This is a genomic window from Pseudobutyrivibrio xylanivorans, assembly GCF_008935055.1.
In the GTDB taxonomy this organism is placed as follows: Bacteria; Bacillota; Clostridia; order Lachnospirales; family Lachnospiraceae; genus Pseudobutyrivibrio; species Pseudobutyrivibrio xylanivorans_A.
In genome coordinates this window covers 69732-88942 of record NZ_CP043030.1, presented here as the reverse complement: position 1 = coordinate 88942, position 19211 = coordinate 69732, and the positions used below count along the sequence as shown (strand labels likewise).

Sequence of the window (19211 nt, the reverse complement as noted above, 5' to 3'; positions counted from 1 at the left end):
TCCATGTTTACTCCAGCCCATCGCTTGCGTACTCATTCTACTAGGATAACACATGATATACATGCCCTTCTGCCGAACAGGCCAACACTCCTTCATGCTTTCTTAAGCGATATTTAGCTGCCATCCAATTTGAACTTATGTAATCAGCTGAAGCCGATATTTTTGCAAGTATATTTTCTGAAGAAGTGTATTCTTTTATTCTATCAACCAGTTTTAGAAAATCAGCATTTGTTTTGCTTCTTATCGTTTTATATATTTCAATCCTTACATCATCTTTAGAATCCTTCATGTGTGAAATTATTCTAGAAACATGCTCTGATATATGAAATTCATCTAATACAAAATGTTACATTGGCTAAACCTCTATATCCAGTTTTTTATCCATGCTCCTCCGTCAGCATTTATATATATTTTCTTTATTTTTTTCTACATCATATGTTGCCTCTACATAATCAAAAACTTCCTTCCATAACTCTTTATTGTCCTGTTCATCTCCACGACAAAAATAGTGTGTTCCAACAAGTCTATTTCGTTTACTTCTCGGTGCTTCAGGCTCTATTCCTTCAAATACGTAGATAATCTTATTAATAGCACCATTTAGCTTTCTACCGTAATCGTGGTATTCTAAATCACCACGTTGTTCTTTAAACTGAAGATGATAGTGATCCTCGTCTGCGTCTATGTATAAATAATCCACTTCCTTTTTTATTTCAGGAATCTGGAAATTCTTTGGGGAATTTTGTCTTGTGAAGCAAATTTTTTACAGTTGTTTTAGTAACTCCTTCAGGAATAGATGCTACCTCTCCAGCCTTCCGATATGAAGTCTGAACAGCTTCACTATAAATGTTCGCCATAACGTCTTCTGTCATCTGCTGATTATCGCCCAGACCAATCAACTTATCTAACAGGTAGCATAATTCTTCCTTCTCATCTGAATTTGAGTTCTTTGAAACGTAAAGTGTTCTTGTAAAAGTAACTCTTCCAAGTGTTGTAAGAACCTGTCTGGCATCTGCCTTATGTTCTACATTCCATAAGCGTTTTCTCTTAGGTAATTCCTTTAAAAGTGTATCCATTTCCTGCAGCACAGACTGAATGAACAATCGTCCTAACTCATCTGTTTCCTTCTTAGTTGCAATGACCAGTTCAGCTAACGATTGTGGATTCTTATAAAAATCACTCTTAGCATCATATAAATTTGTGATGAAAACATCTGCGAAATACTTTATAATTTCTTCCATAAAAAGAACATCCTCCCTTGTTAGTATTGTTTCGCAAACCAATATCTTATCACAAAGAAGGATGTTCTTTTTATTTGTTTAATTTTCCGATAAAAATTTTACTCTAGCAAACTCAACCACAATTTCACAACTTTGAAACAGCTTTTTCACAGATATTTCGCCACTTTGCTAATACTTACTTGATTATGCCGTGGCAAATTTTGATAGAATTTTTGCTATTTTAAAATCAGCTGAGGCTTCACCTTCAAAAAATCGCCAACCACAAGAAAATTCAGGATTTCTGGCTTCTTTCCCACCAAAAATAATAGCCTATCTTGCTATATGGCGCCACATTACATCCTTGATTAAACATCTGTAGATATGAGTCCCAATGTAAGATATATGGTATTTGCAATGGAATTATTGATGGTATCAATCATATGCAAGAACTTCTCATGACTAATGATACCTGAGCGTTTTTCATTATGCTTAACCTCATGAAAGATATAAAAGTTTCCCTTTTATATCTCTTGTAGCCGCTGAATAACCTATCATTGAATCCAGTGGCTGGTAACCAACTGAAAGAATACTGTTATTGCTTACAGAGATAAGGTCATGTAACAGTGTGTCTGTATTTTCATTTGGCACATTTCTCTTATCCTGCTTTACAGCAAGAGGAAATCTTGTGTACTTCTCTGCAACTGATGGATCATCTGCAAGACGACCTAAAAATTTAAATTCATTTAATATATTTTTATCCTTTCTCTCTTGCGCCTCCATTAAAGCCAATGTCCCATTTTTGGACTTTTGAACAAAAATTCATAAAAAAAAGACCTCAGCCAGCGGCTGAAGCCTTATAAAATCTAGGATTACTGTCCTAATAATTTTTTTTCTAAGTCATCCATATCATAATCTCTCTGTTGGAAATTATGGAATCCATTCTTAGGTTTTTCATTTTTTTCTGGAGCATTGTATTCAAACTCTCCAGTAACAAGTTTTGTCTTAAGCAATGAATACTTTGAACGAGGATTCTTCATACTATTGATACTTGTTATCGATTTCATAACATCCATAAGGGTTCTATTGTAGTTGATATAAGTTTCAATAATAGATTTTGCCTCTTCTTCGTTCAATCCGAAGTCTGTAAGCAAGACATAAAGGTCCTTGTGCTTATCTTCTATATCCACAACTGCCTTCTCAGCAATCTCTCTACCCTTTTCTCTAGCATAGATGTCTGAAATATGGACTAAGTACCCAACACTCTTTACTCCTTGCTTGTGCTCACTACAGGTAAACGAAACATCAATATTTTCAATTCCCTCTAGATCACGCCTTGCTCTTTCAAGAACTCTCTTAATATCACCAGCCTTATAAGATACTGGCATACCAAGGTAGAACTTCAATTCATCAAGAGCAAATTCTACTTCTCCAATTGGACCGCCTGGATAAGCTCTGTACTTCTTATATGTCTCAAGTAAGTAGAATACATTACGGCTATACTCGGCTGAAATCTGGGATAAAAGCTGTGTACTATAGTAAGCACCGTGAAGAATTCCTGACGCTTTAGCAAAAGCTTCGAAGAATGGTGATGGTTGGAATGTGAATTTATTCTCTCCAGCTTCACCTTCCTTTGGAATAAACTCATCAAGAGCTAAATACCAAGGGAATCTAAATGTATGCATACCATCCGCAACAGGAAGGTTGAACTCCATAATTACCTTTTCTTTAAGAAGAGGTAAAGCTTTTTTGAATACCTTGTATCCCTGCTTACTTCCTTTTGAATATCCAAGTCTTTCATCTAATTCCTTAACCGGAATCTCATAGACCCTGTTGTCTGGCTTTGATGACATCTCTGCTAAAAGGATATCCATAATGTTGTTTTCATATAATGTATAGTTTTGTCTAGATCTAAGGAAAAGAATCTCTGGCCTATATGTAATATTTACGCCACCACGTTTCGCAGGACTGTTATTACTCTGTAATGAACAGATATAGTTAACTGCCTCCTCTGGCTTTGATGCTATCAACTGTAAAAAGTCGTTACTTCCTATTTTGGGAGGCACTTCCGCTAAGGACGAATCTACAGCAGCTGAACCATCTTCATTTATTACCATAGGTTTTGGAGCATTCAATTCGGCTGGATCAATAACATCTCCGCTAGGTGTAAGTTCCATCTGGCCGTCATAGCCATTTGAAGTCAACTTATACCTATTTGTCTCAGAGATGGTGATCTCATTCTCATTAAAATAGGTTGGTCCCTTCATGACACACTCTCCTTATTAACTATGATTATATCCATTTGTTTTCATAATAACAAGAAAAATGATAAATTAATTTACTTTTCATCGTAGTGTGTGACTTGTCATAGTTAGAAGTTTCTATGACGCTGCGCACACTGCACTAAATCAAAGAAAATCGCAAAAATGATAAGAATAGATGGCTATAAATCCTTATTTTAGGCCTATTATGATAAATCACACACCATATTATGATATCTTGCACACTTTTTCATTTTTCTATTTTTACCGGTGTGCGACTTATCATTTTTAGTATTTTATAGTGATTATTTGTCAGTTTATTCTCAAACAAATAAAAACATTATCAGTTAAGTAGTACACACTTTCTATGACAACTTACACACTGTATTATGAAAAACTATTCCTTTCTTCATAATTAAGCCCATTTTGGTGTGCAATCTGTCATAATTCATGTTGAATTACGATACCATTCTCTTTTTTTCGGGTCCCAGAAAGCTTGATTTTTCGTTATTTATTTTCTCGGTGTGCAACTTATCATAGTTAGAGTGTGGGATTTCATCGTTTGGTGTGCTACATTTCATTTTTCAGTGTGCCTTTTATCATGGAAAAGTGGGTGGTTTATCATTTTTTAGTGTGCGGTTTTTCATAGTTAATCTCGACAAATCCCATAAAATCAACGTTTATAAGACGTTCCCTATACATATATACCTTTCTATGCTTTTACCTTTTCATTTTATTCCCCTAGGGGGATGCACAAAAAAAGGACTTAACTCGTTATGGTTAAGCCCCCTTGATAAATCTATTTTACATTTAATTGTGCTTTGTGAATTGCGTAAGCCATAAAGCTTGTCGGCCTTAAGCCAGCTAAGCTAGCAGCTTTCTTTATATCATCAATTAAATCTGCCTGAAGCATTGCTGTAAATCTTGTTGGTTCTTTTAATTGCTTCATGTATGGCTTGATTTCTTCAAGTGTTGGTAAATCACCAGCATTTAACTTATCAATTTCTTCAGTGAAGATCTTTTCCAGTAAGTCTTGTCTTGAAATACCATTTCTTGCTGCATGGAAACGTAAAAACATGTCTTCATCTTCAAGAACAGAGATAGTAATTGACTTTCTAGGCTCGTTGTAACGAGATTCAACTGTTGATTTTACAGGCTTTGAAGGAGTTTTTGGTTTTTCTACCTTAGGCTCCTCTTTTTTCTCCTTAGGAGCACTTTCCTTCTTTGGGGCAGGAGCTTCGACCTTCTTTTCCTCTTTCTTTACAGGCTCTTTCTTAGGGTTTTCTACCTTTTTAGGTTCTACTTTAGGCTCAACTTTTGGCTCCGCTGGAGCAGGTGTTGTAGCCATTAAATCATCAAATAAATCTAATGTGTTTGTATTCTTTGGTTTTACTGAGAATCCATCTCCACTTGCTGAACGTGCCATTATTTGCCCTCACTTTCTAAGAATTCTTCGATGAATGCTTTATAATCTACTGAGCTGTTGCACCATGGCTTTGATTTTACTACTGCTTCTCTGTTATCAATTGCCATTTCACCGTCTTTACAAGCTCTAATGTACTGTTTATATACCTTTGTTCCCATTTTGTTGGCAATTGCTACTGCGTTCTCATAATGGTTCTTTTTAACGTTTCTGTTGGTGGTGAAGTTTGTTACAACAAAGCCATTTACCTTTAAATTAGGGTTCATTGGGTGCTCACCTGATGAAAGTGACTGGATAAGCTTGTACTGGTTTGCTAATCCCTGGATTGAGTATGCATCTCCTACAAGAGGAATAAGAGCTTCGTCTACTGATGCAAGAACTGATTTGTTAATGCAGCCTGTAAGATCAGGTGGGCAATCCATTAAAACGTAATCATAACCCTCTAATTTGTCGAATACCTTTGTTTTTAGTGATGTATAGTCCAAATTATGGTCTGGATTCATGATAAGGGTATTTAAGTCGGATAAGAGCGAATCTGCTACGATGATATCACCAAGCTCTGTATGCTGTACGCAATCCATTGGATTCATAGGTCTACGCTCTTCTACCCAGCAATCATATAAAGTTGCATCATTCATGTCAGCCTTGAATGTTAAAGAAGCGTTTCCCTGTGTATCACAATCGATTACTAAAACTTTTAATCCTTTTTCCTTGAGAAGGTATGCCATGTTGACTGTAAGGCTAGTTTTCCATTGACCACCTTTACCTATACATATTGCAATTGTTTTCATTTATTTCTCTCCTATACATGATGTCATTTAAATATTTGATGTCTCTTAATTCTCTAATGCATTCTATTTACTTTAAATACAATATATATATGAAAGAACTAATTTCTCAAAAATATCTCATTTAACAGATTTCACTGTTAGAACTAAAACACCTCAAAGAAATCTATTCTTTAATATCATTTAAATCTCTAAAGCAAAATAGTTATTACATTAGCATTATATATTATAAGCAATTTAATTTCAACAAGTATTCTATTTGCACTAAATAAAAGAAAGCTATGAGATATTCTAAATATTACAAGTAAAGTATAGAAAATAAATATTATAAAGAATACAAGCACATGAAAGCTAAGAGATATTACAAATACAAGAAGTATAAATTATATCTAATAGAACTAAAATGCAAGAGATATATGTTAGAACATAATTAACGATAACAACTATTGGAATAAAAAGAAATATATTAACTAGAATAAGATTTAGAACTAAAAGAATATTAATAACTCTTATAACATAAATATCTAAAAGAACTATTTTAACTACACATGGTCAAATTCGAAAAAAAAGCCTAATATATGTATTAACGGTAAAATATTCGTTTAAAGCAATACATGAAGAAATAGAGCATAATTTGAAGCTTACAAGCTATAACCAGCAGCTAGATGATAGAGTAAACGTAAAAACACAAACAAATCCCCATCACAGATATAATTATACTATAATCTATCATAAATCTCATAAAAAAATTCCCACACAATAATGTGGTCTATAGTTTTAAGAATAATTCTATGCTTTTTTAAATACTACTAGGGTACTGTGCTTTGGATGTTGCGCTAAATACTTAAGATAAATTTAATACTTTGTTCCTTGAACCCTCCGTACTTTATGGCTATACTCTATTTCTAGCAATAAAATATGGAGGAATTTATTTATGACAGAGAAACAACAAGCAGTAAAGGACGCGATAGATTTCTTCTATAAACTAAAAGGCCTAACTGTTGATGATGTAAAAGCTCAATCAGGTGTTAGTGATGAATCAATAGAAAAGTTTTTGGTTGAATATTCCTACGATGTAGATACAGGTGACGTAGAAAAAATCTGTAATGTGCTTTGTGGGAACATAGCGTTGTTCTTTTGGGTAGTTGAAGGATTTGAAGGGGCTACAGAACATGAAAGAGAACGAATCTTTGAATTGACCGATTATCCACATGAAAAGATACTTAAAGAGCTTGGTACAGTGATGCGTATTGATTTATTAAAGAAGCGTGATCCAGAGAAGTTTGAAGCGCTCTGTAAAGAAAACGGTATTAAGTAAATATAGTTATTACAAGGCCTTTTGCATTCAGCAGAGGGCTTTTTTCATGTCTTAAGATTAGCTATAATCAATCACAGAAAAATAGGATAGCAATCGATGATTAATTACCTTGAAATAGAAATCTTGCAAAAGTAGGAGGAGCTACTAGTAATAATGAAGATATTTGACTATAAAAATTCTTTAGAAGACAGCTATAAGAAAAATAAGAGGACATTTATTTTTTATCTTATTCTCAGAGGCTTAGTGATACTGACATTAATCAGATGCATTTTTACAAGAAATTTTGAAAGTGCGATGATATGTATTTTATCATTGCTTCTTTTCTTGTTGCCTGCACTATTGCAAAAGAAGATGAAAATCGAGTTTCCAGCAGTGTTTCAAGCTATTATATTTGGATTTATATATGCAGCTGAGATATTAGGAGAGGTGAATCATTATTACGTACTCATTCCTGGATGGGATACAATGCTACATACCATGAATGGTTTTCTGTGCGCTGCTATTGGTTTTTCTCTTATATATCTATTAAATCGTGGAAGTAAGAATTTTAACTTATCGCCATTCTATTTAACTCTTGTAGCATTTTGTTTTTCTATGACGATAGGTGTTTTGTGGGAGTTCTTCGAATTTAGTATGGATCAATTATTCTATCTTGATATGCAAAAGGATTATATTGTCCAGACTATCGGTTCTGTAACACTGGACCCTAATAATAGTGGTATACCAGTTGTTATAAGAGATATTTCGGAGACGGTTGTAAAGACATCTCAAGGGGATACTTACTATATTGCTGGTGGTTATTTAGATATCGGTATAATCGATACTATGAAAGATCTAATGGTAAATCTAGTTGGTGCAGTAGTGTTTAGTATTATTGGCTATATTACGCTTAAATATTCGAAAAAATCTACCATAGCGGAAAATTTATTAATCAAGCCAACAGAATAATTCGAAAAGAGGAAATATCTATGAGACAAAGCTGATAATGGAACCAGCCTTAGTGATTCTGCGACGATCAATGTAGACGTTATAGGTATTGAACATTGTTCCATTCAAGATAAGGTATGCAGTACCCTTAGAATCAGAATAAAGCCCTTTTCTTACACCCTCCTAAAAAGTCTGGATATCCATAATCTTAGAGACTTTCGGATTTAAGGCTCCCATATTAGATTCCTTGTTAGCTGAAATATTATTTCCCATGGCACATATTATACACGCAAATTATGGAAATACTATATAAATATATTAATGCGTAGTTCTAATAGTTAATATAGTTAAAATAGTTATAACCGTTAAAACTCATCAAAGCTCCTCAAAAAAATAAATAAAAGAATTTAGAGCGTCAAGAGAAGAAGAAAAGCCAGTTCCAATCGTTGGAAGTATCGAGATATTAAAGTAGTAACAATTAGTTGAGTTGTAACAACAATTTGTTGACAAAACCAAATCGTGACAGTATAATCTGATATTGGTTTTTATGCGTTTTATATAACATTTGAGGAAAAAATGAAAGGAAAATTAATTAACGAAATAGTTGCAGCCATGGAAAATAATGAGCTGCAGGCATATTATCAGCCACAGTATAATCCAAGAAAAGGTGTAATCGGCGGAGCCGAAGCACTGGTTCGCTGGGTAAAGCCAGATGGCACCATAGTACCACCAGTAGAGTTCATCCCAGAACTTGAGTCAAAAGGCCAGGTAAGTATAGTAGATTGGTATATAACAGAAGAAGCTTGTAAAACAATCAAAGAGCTTGGCGATAAAGCTATAAAGATAAGCGTAAATTTCGGAAGAGAACACGCTAAGGATGAACACTTTGTAGATAAGCTTGATAAGCTAGTAGAAGCGTATAATATTGATAAGAGCTTGCTTGGGGTAGAAATTACAGAATCTGATGTAGTAGCTGAAAAAGAAGATGTTATCGCCTGGGTTCAAAGAGTAGAAGCAGCAGGATATACAGTATCCATTGATGACTTCGGCTCAGGTATGTCGTCCCTTTCATTTGTAAAAGATGTTCCTGCAAAAGTACTAAAGATAGATAAATCCTTCTTGGAGGATAACTGCCAGTCAGAAAAAGGAAGAATCACACTTGAATCCGTTTTCTATATGGCACACCGCCTTCGTCTTACAACAGTGGTAGAAGGTGTAGAAACAAAAGAGCAACTTGATTTTATAAATACCTGCGATTGTGATTATATCCAGGGATACCTGTTTTCAAAGCCTGTACCACATGATGAGTTTTTCGACATGTGTACTAATGAAGCTCCTGTAGATGTAGACTTCTTTGATCCATTTGCATCTCAGACAGCTTTCGGTCAGGTAAGAGCACTTATAGATGCAGTCTATAGTAAGTTCCATATGGTAATCCTTACAAACCTGACAAGAGATAGTTACCATGTGTTGAAAAGAGAAACCCTCATGAATACACTTCTTCCTGAAACAGGAAGCTATACAGAAGGCTATAACTTTGCAAGAAGTATGTGTAAAGAAGAGGATATGGATATCTTAGATAAAGCATTTACAAGAGAAAACCTTCTTGAAGCATATAATAGAGGCGAAAAGTCAGTTGTAAGAATAGTAGGTCAACGTACTGAAGAAGGAGAATATCATAAGGTAGCCTTTGAAGATTACTTTATGCATCATCCAGATAGTAATGATATATTTATGGTTTCCTTTATTCACTATGTAGACTTTAGTGATGATACGTATGTAGGAAATGTAAGATTTGGGTATAGCCAAAATCCAAAGGCTAGCCAATAATCCAATCCAACAGCCCCTGTTATCGGCACCCGATAACAAGCAGGAGGTCTAGGCCTGTCAAGAGACCGTGGAATAAACCAATGGATTTATGCCGCGAAAGCTCTTGATGGGCCGTTTTAGTTTAAAACATATTTTTGCTCAAGCGAATATGTTTTATTTTTTTTATTAAAAATCAGTTGACACAGTGTCAAGAAGGTGATATGATGCAATCAACAATTGACACGACGTCAACAGAAAGGAGTACATAAAAATGACAAAAGCATTACCTAAGATTGCACTTGGTGCATGGGCATGGGGCAATGATGGAACATTTGGCGGAAGCTTAACAGCTGATTCTCTTAAACCTATATTTGATGCTGCTATGAATAATGGACTTAATCTCTGGGATACAGCATATGTATATGGTATGGGAACATCGGAAAAGACTTTGGGAAGCTTTCTAAAAGGTCTTCCAAGAGATTCATATATCATATCAGACAAATTAACCCCTCAGTGTATGGATTATTCTTCCATAACACCAGTTGAGGATATGCTGGATATTGAATATAAGATGCTGGGCATTGACAGTATGGATATATACTGGGTGCATAATCCTTTAGATGCACCAAAGTGGATTACAGAAGTAGCAAAGCACTTTGAGGGTAAAGATAACGTTCCTGTAATAGGTGTTTCAAATCATAATCTTGCTGAGATAAAGGAAGCTGACAGAATCTTAAAAGAGCATGGTCTTAGACTTGGTGCAGTACAGAATCACTACAGTTTATTAAACAGATCATCAGAGGATTCTGGTATCGTTGATTATTGCAAAGAGAATGGCATTCAGTTCTGGGCATACATGGTTCTTGAACAGGGAGCTCTTTCAGGAAAATATGATACTAAGCATCCGATGCCTGCGGGCTCGGGAAGGGCAGAGACTTATAATCCTGTACTTGATAAACTTGAGATTATGAATGCAAAGCTTATGGAAGTAGCAGATAAACATGATGTAGCACCAGCACAGATTCCTGTGGCATGGGCAATTGCAAAAGGTGCATTGCCTATTATTGGAGTAACAAAGGTTAATCATGTTGAGGATGCTGTGAAAGCATGTAATGTTGAATTGACACAGGATGAAATAGCAATGCTTGAGAATACAGCAGATAGTCTAGAGCTTAATCTTATCCGCATGTGGGAAAAAAAGATGGAATAATTTTTTGCCATTTGATTGACTGTGTGTCAACTCGACGTTATTATAAGAGTATTGTTACACAGATATAAGGAGATAGATTATGGCAGTAGAGCTTAAAGAGACAATTGATAAAAGAAGAGAGGAAATAATGGATGCTTGCGAAAAGCTTTATGAAACAATGGGTTTTCAAAGCATTAACATTAAAATAATCAGTACTGAGACCAGCTTTTCCAGACCTTCCATATACAATTATTTCCAGACTAAGGAAGAAATCTTTTTAGGACTTTTGACCCGTGAATATATGAAGTGGAATGAAGATCTTAAAAACATTATCGGAAGAAACTCTGATATGGATAAAGATTCCTTGGCGGAAGCATTAGCAACATCTATGGAAGAACGTAAGACACTTCTGAAAATTTCTGCCATGAATCTGTATGAGATAGAGGAAAACAGCAGGCAAGAGCTTCTTGTTGACTACAAGAGAACTTTCAAGAATTCGATAGAACTTTTTGATGAATGCTTAAAAAAACACCTTAAGATGTCCAATCAAAAGAGCGAGCAGATACGATATGCATTCTTCCCATATATGTATGGAATCTATCCATACTCATATCCTACAGATAAACAGATATCTGCAATGGATGAGGTAAAGCTCTCTCATATGGATACGACAATTTATGAAATGACTTATCAGTTTTTAAAGCTGATCTTATGATTGAAGAAAGAAGGAATTAAAATGAAGAAGAATATTGGAGCAACACTTGCATTATATCCATCACCTGTAATCGTTGTAGGAGCAATGGTTGATGGCAAACCTAATTGGACACTTGTAGCACATGCTGGAACAGTGGCACATAGTCACCTTATGGTTTCCATGGTTCAGGCACACTACACAAATAAGGGTATCCGTGAGAACAAAATGTTTTCAGTAAATGTGGTAGACGAATCTTGGCTTAAGGAAGCTGACAGAATGGGAGTCATCTCAGGAAATAAGGAAGATAAGTCGGATGCATTTAAATATACCGTTGGAGAAAATGGTGCCCCACTTATTGACGATGCAAAGGTATCCATTGAGTGTGAGATGGATTATAACTACGAACTTGAGAATTTTGATAATTTCATCGGAAAGATTCTTGCTACTTACGCAGATGAATCTGTCTTAAACGAGGCAGGTAAGATTAATTATCACGTATTTAAGCCTGTGCTCTTTGAGTTCCCTACTTATGAATATTTTGTAACAGGTGAAAAAGTTGGTAACTGTGCAAAGATGAATCTGTGATTGGAGGTTTATGATGAGCATTACAGTCAATTTACGTTATAAAGGAACAGATGGTGCTGCAAAAAGATTTGCAGAGGAAATGACAAAAAGCGGAACTGTTGAAAAAATACGAAATGAGGCAGGAAATCTCAGGTATGAGTATTATCAGTCATTCGATGACCCTGAGACAATCCTTTTGATAGATAGTTGGGAAAATCAGGAGTCTATTGATGTCCATCATGCTTCACCTATGATGCAAACAATAATGGACCTTCGGGAAAAATATGATCTTCATATGACGGTGGAAAGATACGTATCTGATAAAAGCATGCCAAACAAGGACGCTGATTTTATAAGAAAATAAGAGAGGTGCCAAATGACCCAGATGTAAGACCTGAATATGAAGATATTCAGGTGGATATTGAGAAGGATTATTCTACCATTTTCATTGGCTATCTGGAAACAGATTTAGTGGAAGTGCCACAGAAGATGAGATAAAAAATTGGATATCAGGATTAGAGCTTGATTAGAAGGAGTGAGGAACATGAGAGAAAAGATAGTACAGACAGCAGGAAGAGAACAGCTTGGAGAATTCGCCCCAGACTTTGCGCATTTTAATGATGACGTTTTATTTGGAGAGGACTGGAATAATCAGGATATTGATGTTAAGGCACGCAGTATTATTACAGTTGTGGCATTAGTGTCTCAGGGAATCACTGACAGCAGTCTCAAATATCACATTATGAATGCAAAAAATCATGGTGTATCACAAAAGGAGATGGCTGCTATTATCACACATGTGGCTTTCTATGCGGGATGGCCAAAGGCGTGGGCGGTATTTAGCCTGGCAAAAGAAGTATATAATGAGCCTGTCGCTGAGATTACCGATAAAGATCGTTATCAGAATACTATATTCTTTCCTATTGGAAATCCCAATGATGCTTATGCTCAGTACTTTGATGGACAGAGCTATCTTGCACCAGTTTCTACAGAGCAGATTCCTATTTTCAATGTAACTTTTGAGCCTGGATGTAGAAATCATTGGCACATACATCATGCAAAGAGTGGCGGAGGTCAGATGCTTATCTGTGTAGGAGGCAGAGGATTTTACCAGGAAGAGGGGAAGGAAGCCAGAGAACTTCACCCTGGAGACGTAGTTAATATTCCTGCAAATGTAAAGCATTGGCATGGTGCAGCTGCTGACTCATGGTTCTCACATCTTGCCATTGAGATAGAAGGCGAGGAGACAAGTAATGAGTGGTGTGAGTCGGTGGCAGAAGAGGATTATCTTAAAATCCAGTAACTGGCATGAATTTACAGAAAGACAAAAGTAACTAAAAAGTAAAGGCCTTTCAAGAGACTATGGAATCTTGAAAGGTCTTTTTTACTATAAAGAACTGTTTCAATTCTTACTCTAAATACTTATAATGAGAAAAACATGTTACCGAAATAAGTCTAGATGCTACGGACGAAGGTAGATTACTGTATAAAAAGCTGGGATTCAAAGCATCTGATGAGTGTATGGTGCTTGAAATTTAGTAGATAAAAAATATATGTAAATAATTCCTTACTTCTGAATTATAACTTACGAAGGGGCGACTTATGAAAAGAACTAAAGCTATATCCATATATATCGCAGGAGCTATAGGCCAGATTGCATTTGTATGTCTAGTTGTGTACCTGCTTAGGAATATCGGGTTTACCATAGACTATATTTCTCCATTAGGCATGATAGCTATTGTTATAGGCGGCATATCATCAGCTTTATGGGGAATAATAGTTTCTTTAAAATATAGAAAAATAACTTTTAAAACAATCGTGGCTGATTTTTTCAAATTCAAGCAAAGCTATAAGGATTATCTGTTAGTTCTATTGTTCCTCTTTATAGATTTTCTACCAGTGATATTAGGCGGTGAATTTATAATTAATTCTTGGTATATTCCATTAATGATGTTTGTAAAACACATAGCATTTGGTGGACTTGAAGAGATTGGGTGGAGATATTTCTATCAGCCAGCATTACAAGAGAAGCTTAATTACATTTATTCAACGCTAATAACTTTTGTGTCATGGAGTATATGGCATTTCTTATACTTTTATATAGAAGGAACAATTGCTGATGTAAGTGTAGTGCCTTTTCTTATTGGGTTATTAACAAACAGCTTTATACTTTCAGCACTTTATGTAAAAACAAAGAATCTATGGCTATGTGTGATGACTCATTCTTTAATAAATGTATTATCGCCGTTAGCAATTGGAGGGGTTGATTATCTAGGCTATGTGAGCAAATTATTGATTATAATCATGGCAATAAGAATTGCTTACATTAGTGATAAAAAGCTATAATTGAATCGAGAATAGGAAAGGAGGACATTGCCGATGATCAATTCCTCAAATTTCCTCCACAATGTGGAGGCCTAAACTCGACACTGCGGGTTCAAGCTAAGCTTACCCGCTAAAATATTTAAGGCTGCAAGGAGTAATCTTTGCAGCCATTTTCTTAACGGTTACAAAAGAAAAAGAGGATAGCTAAAAGGTCATGTGGTCAGTGCTGCATGATCTGTCCTTATTATAAGGACTGTATTGTTGATGGAGAATTTTAAAACATGTGTTGAGGTTATATTCCAGATGCTATACCAAGGACATATTTTTGAAAAACAGTTCTGTGACCATTTTTCTATAATATGTTTTATTAAGGATTGTAGAATTAACTATAGGGAACTTTATAACCATATCAGAATCAAAAAAGTTCCCTAAAACATGTTGTGCTTTAGGGAACTTTTTGTTACTATTTTGATATATAAAGTTCCCTAAAGGAGATTTTTAAATGGAGAGTAATTTTAATGTAATCCAAAAGTTGTTGCAGGAACGAGCTGATTACCAGGCACGATTGAATTTGATTCCTTACGATGGCTCGCCTGAAGTGAAGGAAAACAGCAGTGGAAAATATCTGTATATTCGAAAAAGAGTAAATGGAAAATTAACTTCCACATATGTAGATATTTATTCAGATGCTTTGTATCAGTTATTGCTTCGCAATACAAAAGAAGCTAGAGAGCTCAAGAAGCTGATTCGAAGAGTTGATAAAGAACTAGCGGCAAATGGGTATACACAGAATGAACTTTCACATGAAGTGATTTCAAATCTTGATTTTGCACGAGCAAAAATGAAGTTCAACATATATGATCAGGCGGTATTGGAAGGTGTTGCCACAACATTTCCGCAGACGGAAGAGATTATTGAGAATGGTACAGTTAATGGTATGACAGCTGACGATGTACAAAAAATTCTTAATTTAAAGCATGCGTGGGAATTTATTCTTGATAATGACGTGATTCAGGCTGATAGTAATTACTATTTATTGTGTCATATAGCGAAACTTGTAAATGAAGGATTTTTCCATGATGGTGGAAGAATTAGAGGAGTACCAGTTTCTAGTGGTGGAACTAAATATGTACCGCCATTACCAATAGAATCACAGGTAATTGAAAGAATAAATGATATCCTTAAAAGTGGTATGAATCCGTTAGATATTGCTATTGAATTATGTATGTATTGCATGAGAACTCAGATATTTGTGGATGGAAATAAGCGAGCTTCAGTAATATTTGCTAATCACTATATGATAAGTCATGGCTTGGGCTTAATTGTCATCCCGGAAAATTATGTCCCAGAGTTTAAAAAGAAACTGGTTGCTTTCTATGAAAGTGCAGACATAAGTGAAATTAGTGATTTCCTAAAGGAATACTGTTGGAAAAAGATGAAATAAACAAATTCAGATTGTAATTAAACAGGTATAACCAAAAGATGCATAGATATAATGGCTCATCTTTTCGACATTATTGCTTCGTCACGTCGATTATAATCAATCCTTGTAAGCGAAGCGCTTGGTCTGGGAGAGGGCAGAACTGCGCAGCTGCTGGGAATGGTACCATAACCTTAAGTCCCCACCATTGAACTCTACCTCCGAAAGTGTATAATACACACTATAAAGGGGGACGAGATTATGGAGTTCAAAAGAATTTGTAAGGATTTCGATTTGAAATTACTGCAATTAGATACTTGGGGAATGCTCTCATCCGAAGAAGTAGAGTATAAGCTATCTAAGAAGAATACTCTGCTTAAGGAGTATGAAACCAATAACATTTCCCTGAACCAATTCAAGTCAAAAGTGGAAAAGCTTACAGAGGGATTAGACGTGCCATCAAAGGAAGAAATTCTTTCTAGATGCAGCATGCTCTAATAGGAGATTATAGATATGAATAAGAAGAGTATCGGTAACAACATAAAATTCTATCGTAATAATGCAGGTCTTACCCAAGCTCAGCTTGGTAAGATGTTTGGTGTTTCTTACGTAACAGTATCCACATGGGAATCTGGACGCACAATGCCAACACCTGAGATTATTGAAGGTCTTTGCGTTGCCCTTCACTGCCGCAAGGAAGAACTTCTAGGCTTTGGATATGCTGGAAGAGATAAGGATGTCCAGAGGAAGAAATTAAATGAGTACTTCGATTCCCTCAGTGAAGACAATCGCCACTTGCTTCTAGTAAGAGCTAAAGAGCTTGTAAATCTTGAAGCAGAACAGCACGGATACTATAAGAAGAACGCATCTTAAAGAAGTCTTTAAATATGGACACCCCCATAGGTTATCCTATACACAGTTAAAGTTGATGTATGGGAGCTTATGGAGGTATTTTTATGAAAGGATACGTTGTTTCAGAAGGTTATATGGGATTAGTTGACGGTGAATACGAGCTCTTTGCTACAGAAGATGAATACTACGAATATGTTGCCTAGTCAGCTGTCCTATAAAAAGTCAGCAGGACGTACCTTTCTTTGTTTATAAGTTAATATTTTCTAATACCAAAAGCTCCAGGGCTCTTTACCTCTCCCTGGGACTATTTTTATCTAAAGGTCCAAAAGTCGATAAAAATATGAGATTTGGACAAAACTTGTAATTCCATAAAAAACTATTCTCGGAAAGAGGGAAAATTAGATAGATTTTTGAGGCCTCATATTATTTATGGAAAGCAGCTCAGAAATCTGTTTTAGGCTCTGGGCTGTTTTTCTATCTTATGCCAACTAAAACTGTTAGAATTATAATAACTATTTACGAAAAATTGGGAGATAAGATAATGATTACAATGCAGCCAACTGAGCATCTAGTGGGGATAAATGGATAGTGTCAAATGATCTATGAAAAAACTGGGTCAAAAAAATAGGCTCAGATTGAACCTTGAAAATGTAGATATGTAGGTTGTGGTAACCTGACGCCACCCTTGACAGCACAAAAAATAACTGCTGTAGGTTAATCACCGACGGCGAAGAACTCAAGAACAATTAGATTTTCTCCGTCGATTTCAGCAGTGTAGCAGTTATTTTTTGTGCCATCAAGGGCAAGCCGCTGAAGCGGTGGCTGGGTTATTACCTCAGGCTCAGAATCTAAGAACAATCAGCTGGCTGCCTGAAGTTCCATGATTTTTTGCTGACCAAAGTAAATCATGAGCTGCCACTTGGCAGGCATGTTCTCAGCTTTGGATAGTATGTCATCAACTACTGGTGGTTTGAAGTCATTGAACTTATGAGGCCTCAGGAAGTTATAGTAGGCAACCCACAAAGTCAGATCATAGTTAGCGCCATCGTAGTTATCAAACCCATTAGTGATTCGATAAGATGCCTTATAGGTGCGGTTAAGACGCTCAATCATCTGTTTAAAAGGGCGGTATTCTTTGGACACTTCATCGTTGTTCTGGAGACCGATGACCTGTGTGATCTCAAACTTGAATCTGTCACCGAACTGCCTAAAGAACTGTTGGGCTGCAAGCGGATACGCACTATACCCATCAGCGATAAACTTGAAATTTTTGGGAAGCTCAGACATACCTTTGAATGCCATTCTCATTGCAAGGATGCATGGACCTACGCCACGGTTGTCAGATACCTGATAACCGATGATGGCTCTGGTAGCAGCATTCAGAATAAGCCAGACATAACCTTTGATGCCGCGCACCTTTATGTACGTTTCATCCGCAGCAAAGACATTGCCTTTCTCATAAGGGTAATTGTCAACAAAAGGTTTTATACAGATGGCAGCTGTCTTACAGTAGTTAGCAACCTGCTGATGAGATATAGATATCCCATACAAATCAGATAATGCCTGTCTTGTTTTTCTCAAAGACAGTCCGAGATTGACATGGAACGTAAGGCACAGGGACATGATGTGGGCGTTGTGCTTGCTGAATTTAAGTGAGGATGCATTCTTTGGAAGAGAGTTCAGATCCATCTTAAAAAAATCTATCGAGAATTCGCGATAGATGTAGTGAAGCTTGTATTTATACTTGCCATTCTCTTCGGATAGATCCTCTTTATCGACTTTTTTAAGGTTGCTGAGATAGTAAGGACATTTGGGATTAACACACTTATGGATGGCGAAGTGCTTACGGTCTTTTATACGTACAAGAGTATGCTGGCAGTGAGGACATTTTAAAGATAACTGTTTATCAAAGCGATTGTCCTCAGGCGTAAAAGTAGTCTGGCAGATCTTACACATGAGCTGTCCAGCTTTACCATTGTTCTTGTAGAGATATGGCTGTGGTGCATGACATGATGGACAAGAACATTCCTCCGGGATATCGCATTCTGAACGTCTTTTGATTGGTTTAACGGGTTTGCCATAGCGCTGAGTATAGTAGTTGTTAAGGTCCTTCCAGTCCCAGTCCTGATGATAATAGACAATCTTAGGAAGTTCATCCACTTTGAACTTTTGATATTTGGGAGAATGTGAGTCATCGAAAGCCCACTGTTTGAGCGGTATATATCTGCAGATGAAGTTAATAAGCCAGCAATTCTGTTGATAGAGTTGGTGGATGATTTCAAGTAAATAAAGTATAATGTTCATGAGCATTGAGTCCTTTTCGGAGATGTTGATTTGGTCGTTGACATTATACCAAAAAGGGAGGTCAATGCTCTTTTTATTTTGAACTCCCGATAAATCAAGGTTTTAGAACTAAAAATGGGTAGT

Annotated in this window: 22 protein-coding genes; 13 read left to right on the top strand and 9 right to left on the bottom strand. The window is 36.0% G+C overall.

Going from position 1 to position 19211, the window contains the following annotated elements; all coding sequences use genetic code 11:
• Nucleotides 1-40: 40 nt before the first annotated feature.
• The 7 genes from FXF36_RS16170 to FXF36_RS16140 all read right to left on the bottom strand — a co-directional run bounded on the left by FXF36_RS16170 (nt 41) and on the right by FXF36_RS16140 (nt 5689).
• Nucleotides 41-289, bottom strand: a complete 249-nt coding sequence (locus tag FXF36_RS16170; RefSeq protein ID WP_151626135.1) for a hypothetical protein — start codon at nt 287-289, stop codon at nt 41-43.
• Between the two features lie 105 nt (nt 290-394).
• A complete protein-coding gene (locus FXF36_RS16785; RefSeq protein ID WP_167511451.1) occupies nt 395-697 on the bottom strand; it encodes a hypothetical protein in 303 nt (100 codons plus the stop codon).
• Nucleotides 698-710: 13 nt separating this feature from the next.
• Complete coding sequence (locus FXF36_RS16780; protein WP_151626133.1) at nt 711-1238, bottom strand: UPF0236 family transposase-like protein; 528 nt, start codon at nt 1236-1238, stop codon at nt 711-713.
• Between the two features lie 474 nt (nt 1239-1712).
• Nucleotides 1713-1997 carry a hypothetical protein gene (locus tag FXF36_RS16155; RefSeq protein WP_151626131.1) on the bottom strand — a complete coding sequence of 95 codons (285 nt, stop codon included), beginning with the start codon at nt 1995-1997 and terminating at the stop codon, nt 1713-1715.
• A gap of 89 nt (nt 1998-2086) precedes the next feature.
• On the bottom strand, nt 2087-3481 hold the full coding sequence (locus FXF36_RS16150) for a RepB family plasmid replication initiator protein (RefSeq protein ID WP_151626129.1): 1395 nt from the start codon (nt 3479-3481) through the stop codon (nt 2087-2089).
• Nucleotides 3482-4274: 793 nt separating this feature from the next.
• Nucleotides 4275-4901 carry a hypothetical protein gene (locus FXF36_RS16145; protein ID WP_151626127.1) on the bottom strand — a complete coding sequence of 209 codons (627 nt, stop codon included), beginning with the start codon at nt 4899-4901 and terminating at the stop codon, nt 4275-4277.
• Nucleotides 4901-5689: a ParA family protein gene (locus FXF36_RS16140; RefSeq protein ID WP_151626125.1), complete on the bottom strand. Its 789-nt coding sequence runs from the start codon at nt 5687-5689 to the stop codon at nt 4901-4903. The genes FXF36_RS16145 and FXF36_RS16140 overlap by 1 nt, the downstream gene beginning before the upstream one ends.
• 931 nt (nt 5690-6620) lie before the next feature.
• Here FXF36_RS16140 and FXF36_RS16135 point away from each other — a divergent pair.
• The 13 genes from FXF36_RS16135 (at nt 6621) to FXF36_RS16075 (ending at nt 16805) form a co-directional block, all read left to right on the top strand.
• Nucleotides 6621-7004 (top strand): hypothetical protein, encoded by a 384-nt coding sequence (locus FXF36_RS16135; protein WP_151626123.1) that lies wholly within the window; start codon nt 6621-6623, stop codon nt 7002-7004.
• A 153-nt stretch (nt 7005-7157) separates the two neighbouring features.
• The gene (locus FXF36_RS16130) at nt 7158-7952 is read left to right on the top strand and encodes a DUF2238 domain-containing protein (protein WP_151626121.1); all 795 of its coding nucleotides are present in this window, start codon (nt 7158-7160) and stop codon (nt 7950-7952) included.
• 555 nt (nt 7953-8507) lie between these two features.
• Nucleotides 8508-9761 carry an EAL domain-containing protein gene (locus FXF36_RS16125; protein ID WP_151626119.1) on the top strand — a complete coding sequence of 418 codons (1254 nt, stop codon included), beginning with the start codon at nt 8508-8510 and terminating at the stop codon, nt 9759-9761.
• A 250-nt stretch (nt 9762-10011) separates the two neighbouring features.
• A complete protein-coding gene (locus FXF36_RS16120) occupies nt 10012-10950 on the top strand; it encodes an aldo/keto reductase (RefSeq protein ID WP_151626117.1) in 939 nt (312 codons plus the stop codon).
• A gap of 79 nt (nt 10951-11029) precedes the next feature.
• Nucleotides 11030-11644: a TetR/AcrR family transcriptional regulator gene (locus tag FXF36_RS16115; RefSeq protein ID WP_151626115.1), complete on the top strand. Its 615-nt coding sequence runs from the start codon at nt 11030-11032 to the stop codon at nt 11642-11644.
• A 21-nt stretch (nt 11645-11665) separates the two neighbouring features.
• Nucleotides 11666-12208 carry a flavin reductase family protein gene (locus tag FXF36_RS16110; RefSeq protein ID WP_151626113.1) on the top strand — a complete coding sequence of 181 codons (543 nt, stop codon included), beginning with the start codon at nt 11666-11668 and terminating at the stop codon, nt 12206-12208.
• A 10-nt stretch (nt 12209-12218) separates the two neighbouring features.
• Nucleotides 12219-12551, top strand: coding sequence for a putative quinol monooxygenase (locus FXF36_RS16105; protein WP_330583236.1), 333 nt, complete (start codon nt 12219-12221; stop codon nt 12549-12551).
• 5 nt (nt 12552-12556) lie between these two features.
• Nucleotides 12557-12685, top strand: a complete 129-nt coding sequence (locus FXF36_RS16775) for a hypothetical protein (protein ID WP_263008666.1) — start codon at nt 12557-12559, stop codon at nt 12683-12685.
• A 46-nt stretch (nt 12686-12731) separates the two neighbouring features.
• Nucleotides 12732-13490 carry a carboxymuconolactone decarboxylase family protein gene (locus FXF36_RS16100; protein WP_151626111.1) on the top strand — a complete coding sequence of 253 codons (759 nt, stop codon included), beginning with the start codon at nt 12732-12734 and terminating at the stop codon, nt 13488-13490.
• Nucleotides 13491-13789: 299 nt separating this feature from the next.
• Entirely contained in the window at nt 13790-14533 is a 744-nt protein-coding gene (locus tag FXF36_RS16090) for a CPBP family intramembrane glutamic endopeptidase (RefSeq protein WP_151626109.1), read from the top strand.
• Between the two features lie 481 nt (nt 14534-15014).
• Nucleotides 15015-15956 (top strand): DUF6788 family protein, encoded by a 942-nt coding sequence (locus FXF36_RS16085; protein ID WP_151626108.1) that lies wholly within the window; start codon nt 15015-15017, stop codon nt 15954-15956.
• Nucleotides 15957-16193: 237 nt separating this feature from the next.
• Nucleotides 16194-16430 (top strand): hypothetical protein, encoded by a 237-nt coding sequence (locus FXF36_RS16080; RefSeq protein WP_151626106.1) that lies wholly within the window; start codon nt 16194-16196, stop codon nt 16428-16430.
• A gap of 15 nt (nt 16431-16445) precedes the next feature.
• A complete protein-coding gene (locus FXF36_RS16075; protein ID WP_151626104.1) occupies nt 16446-16805 on the top strand; it encodes a helix-turn-helix transcriptional regulator in 360 nt (119 codons plus the stop codon).
• Between the two features lie 693 nt (nt 16806-17498).
• Here FXF36_RS16075 and FXF36_RS16445 read toward each other — a convergent pair.
• Together FXF36_RS16445 and FXF36_RS16070 are read right to left on the bottom strand one after the other, a co-directional pair.
• Entirely contained in the window at nt 17499-17642 is a 144-nt protein-coding gene (locus FXF36_RS16445; protein ID WP_155829907.1) for a hypothetical protein, read from the bottom strand.
• A complete protein-coding gene (locus FXF36_RS16070) occupies nt 17643-19088 on the bottom strand; it encodes a DDE-type integrase/transposase/recombinase (RefSeq protein ID WP_151622149.1) in 1446 nt (481 codons plus the stop codon).
• Nucleotides 19089-19211 lie beyond the last annotated feature (123 nt).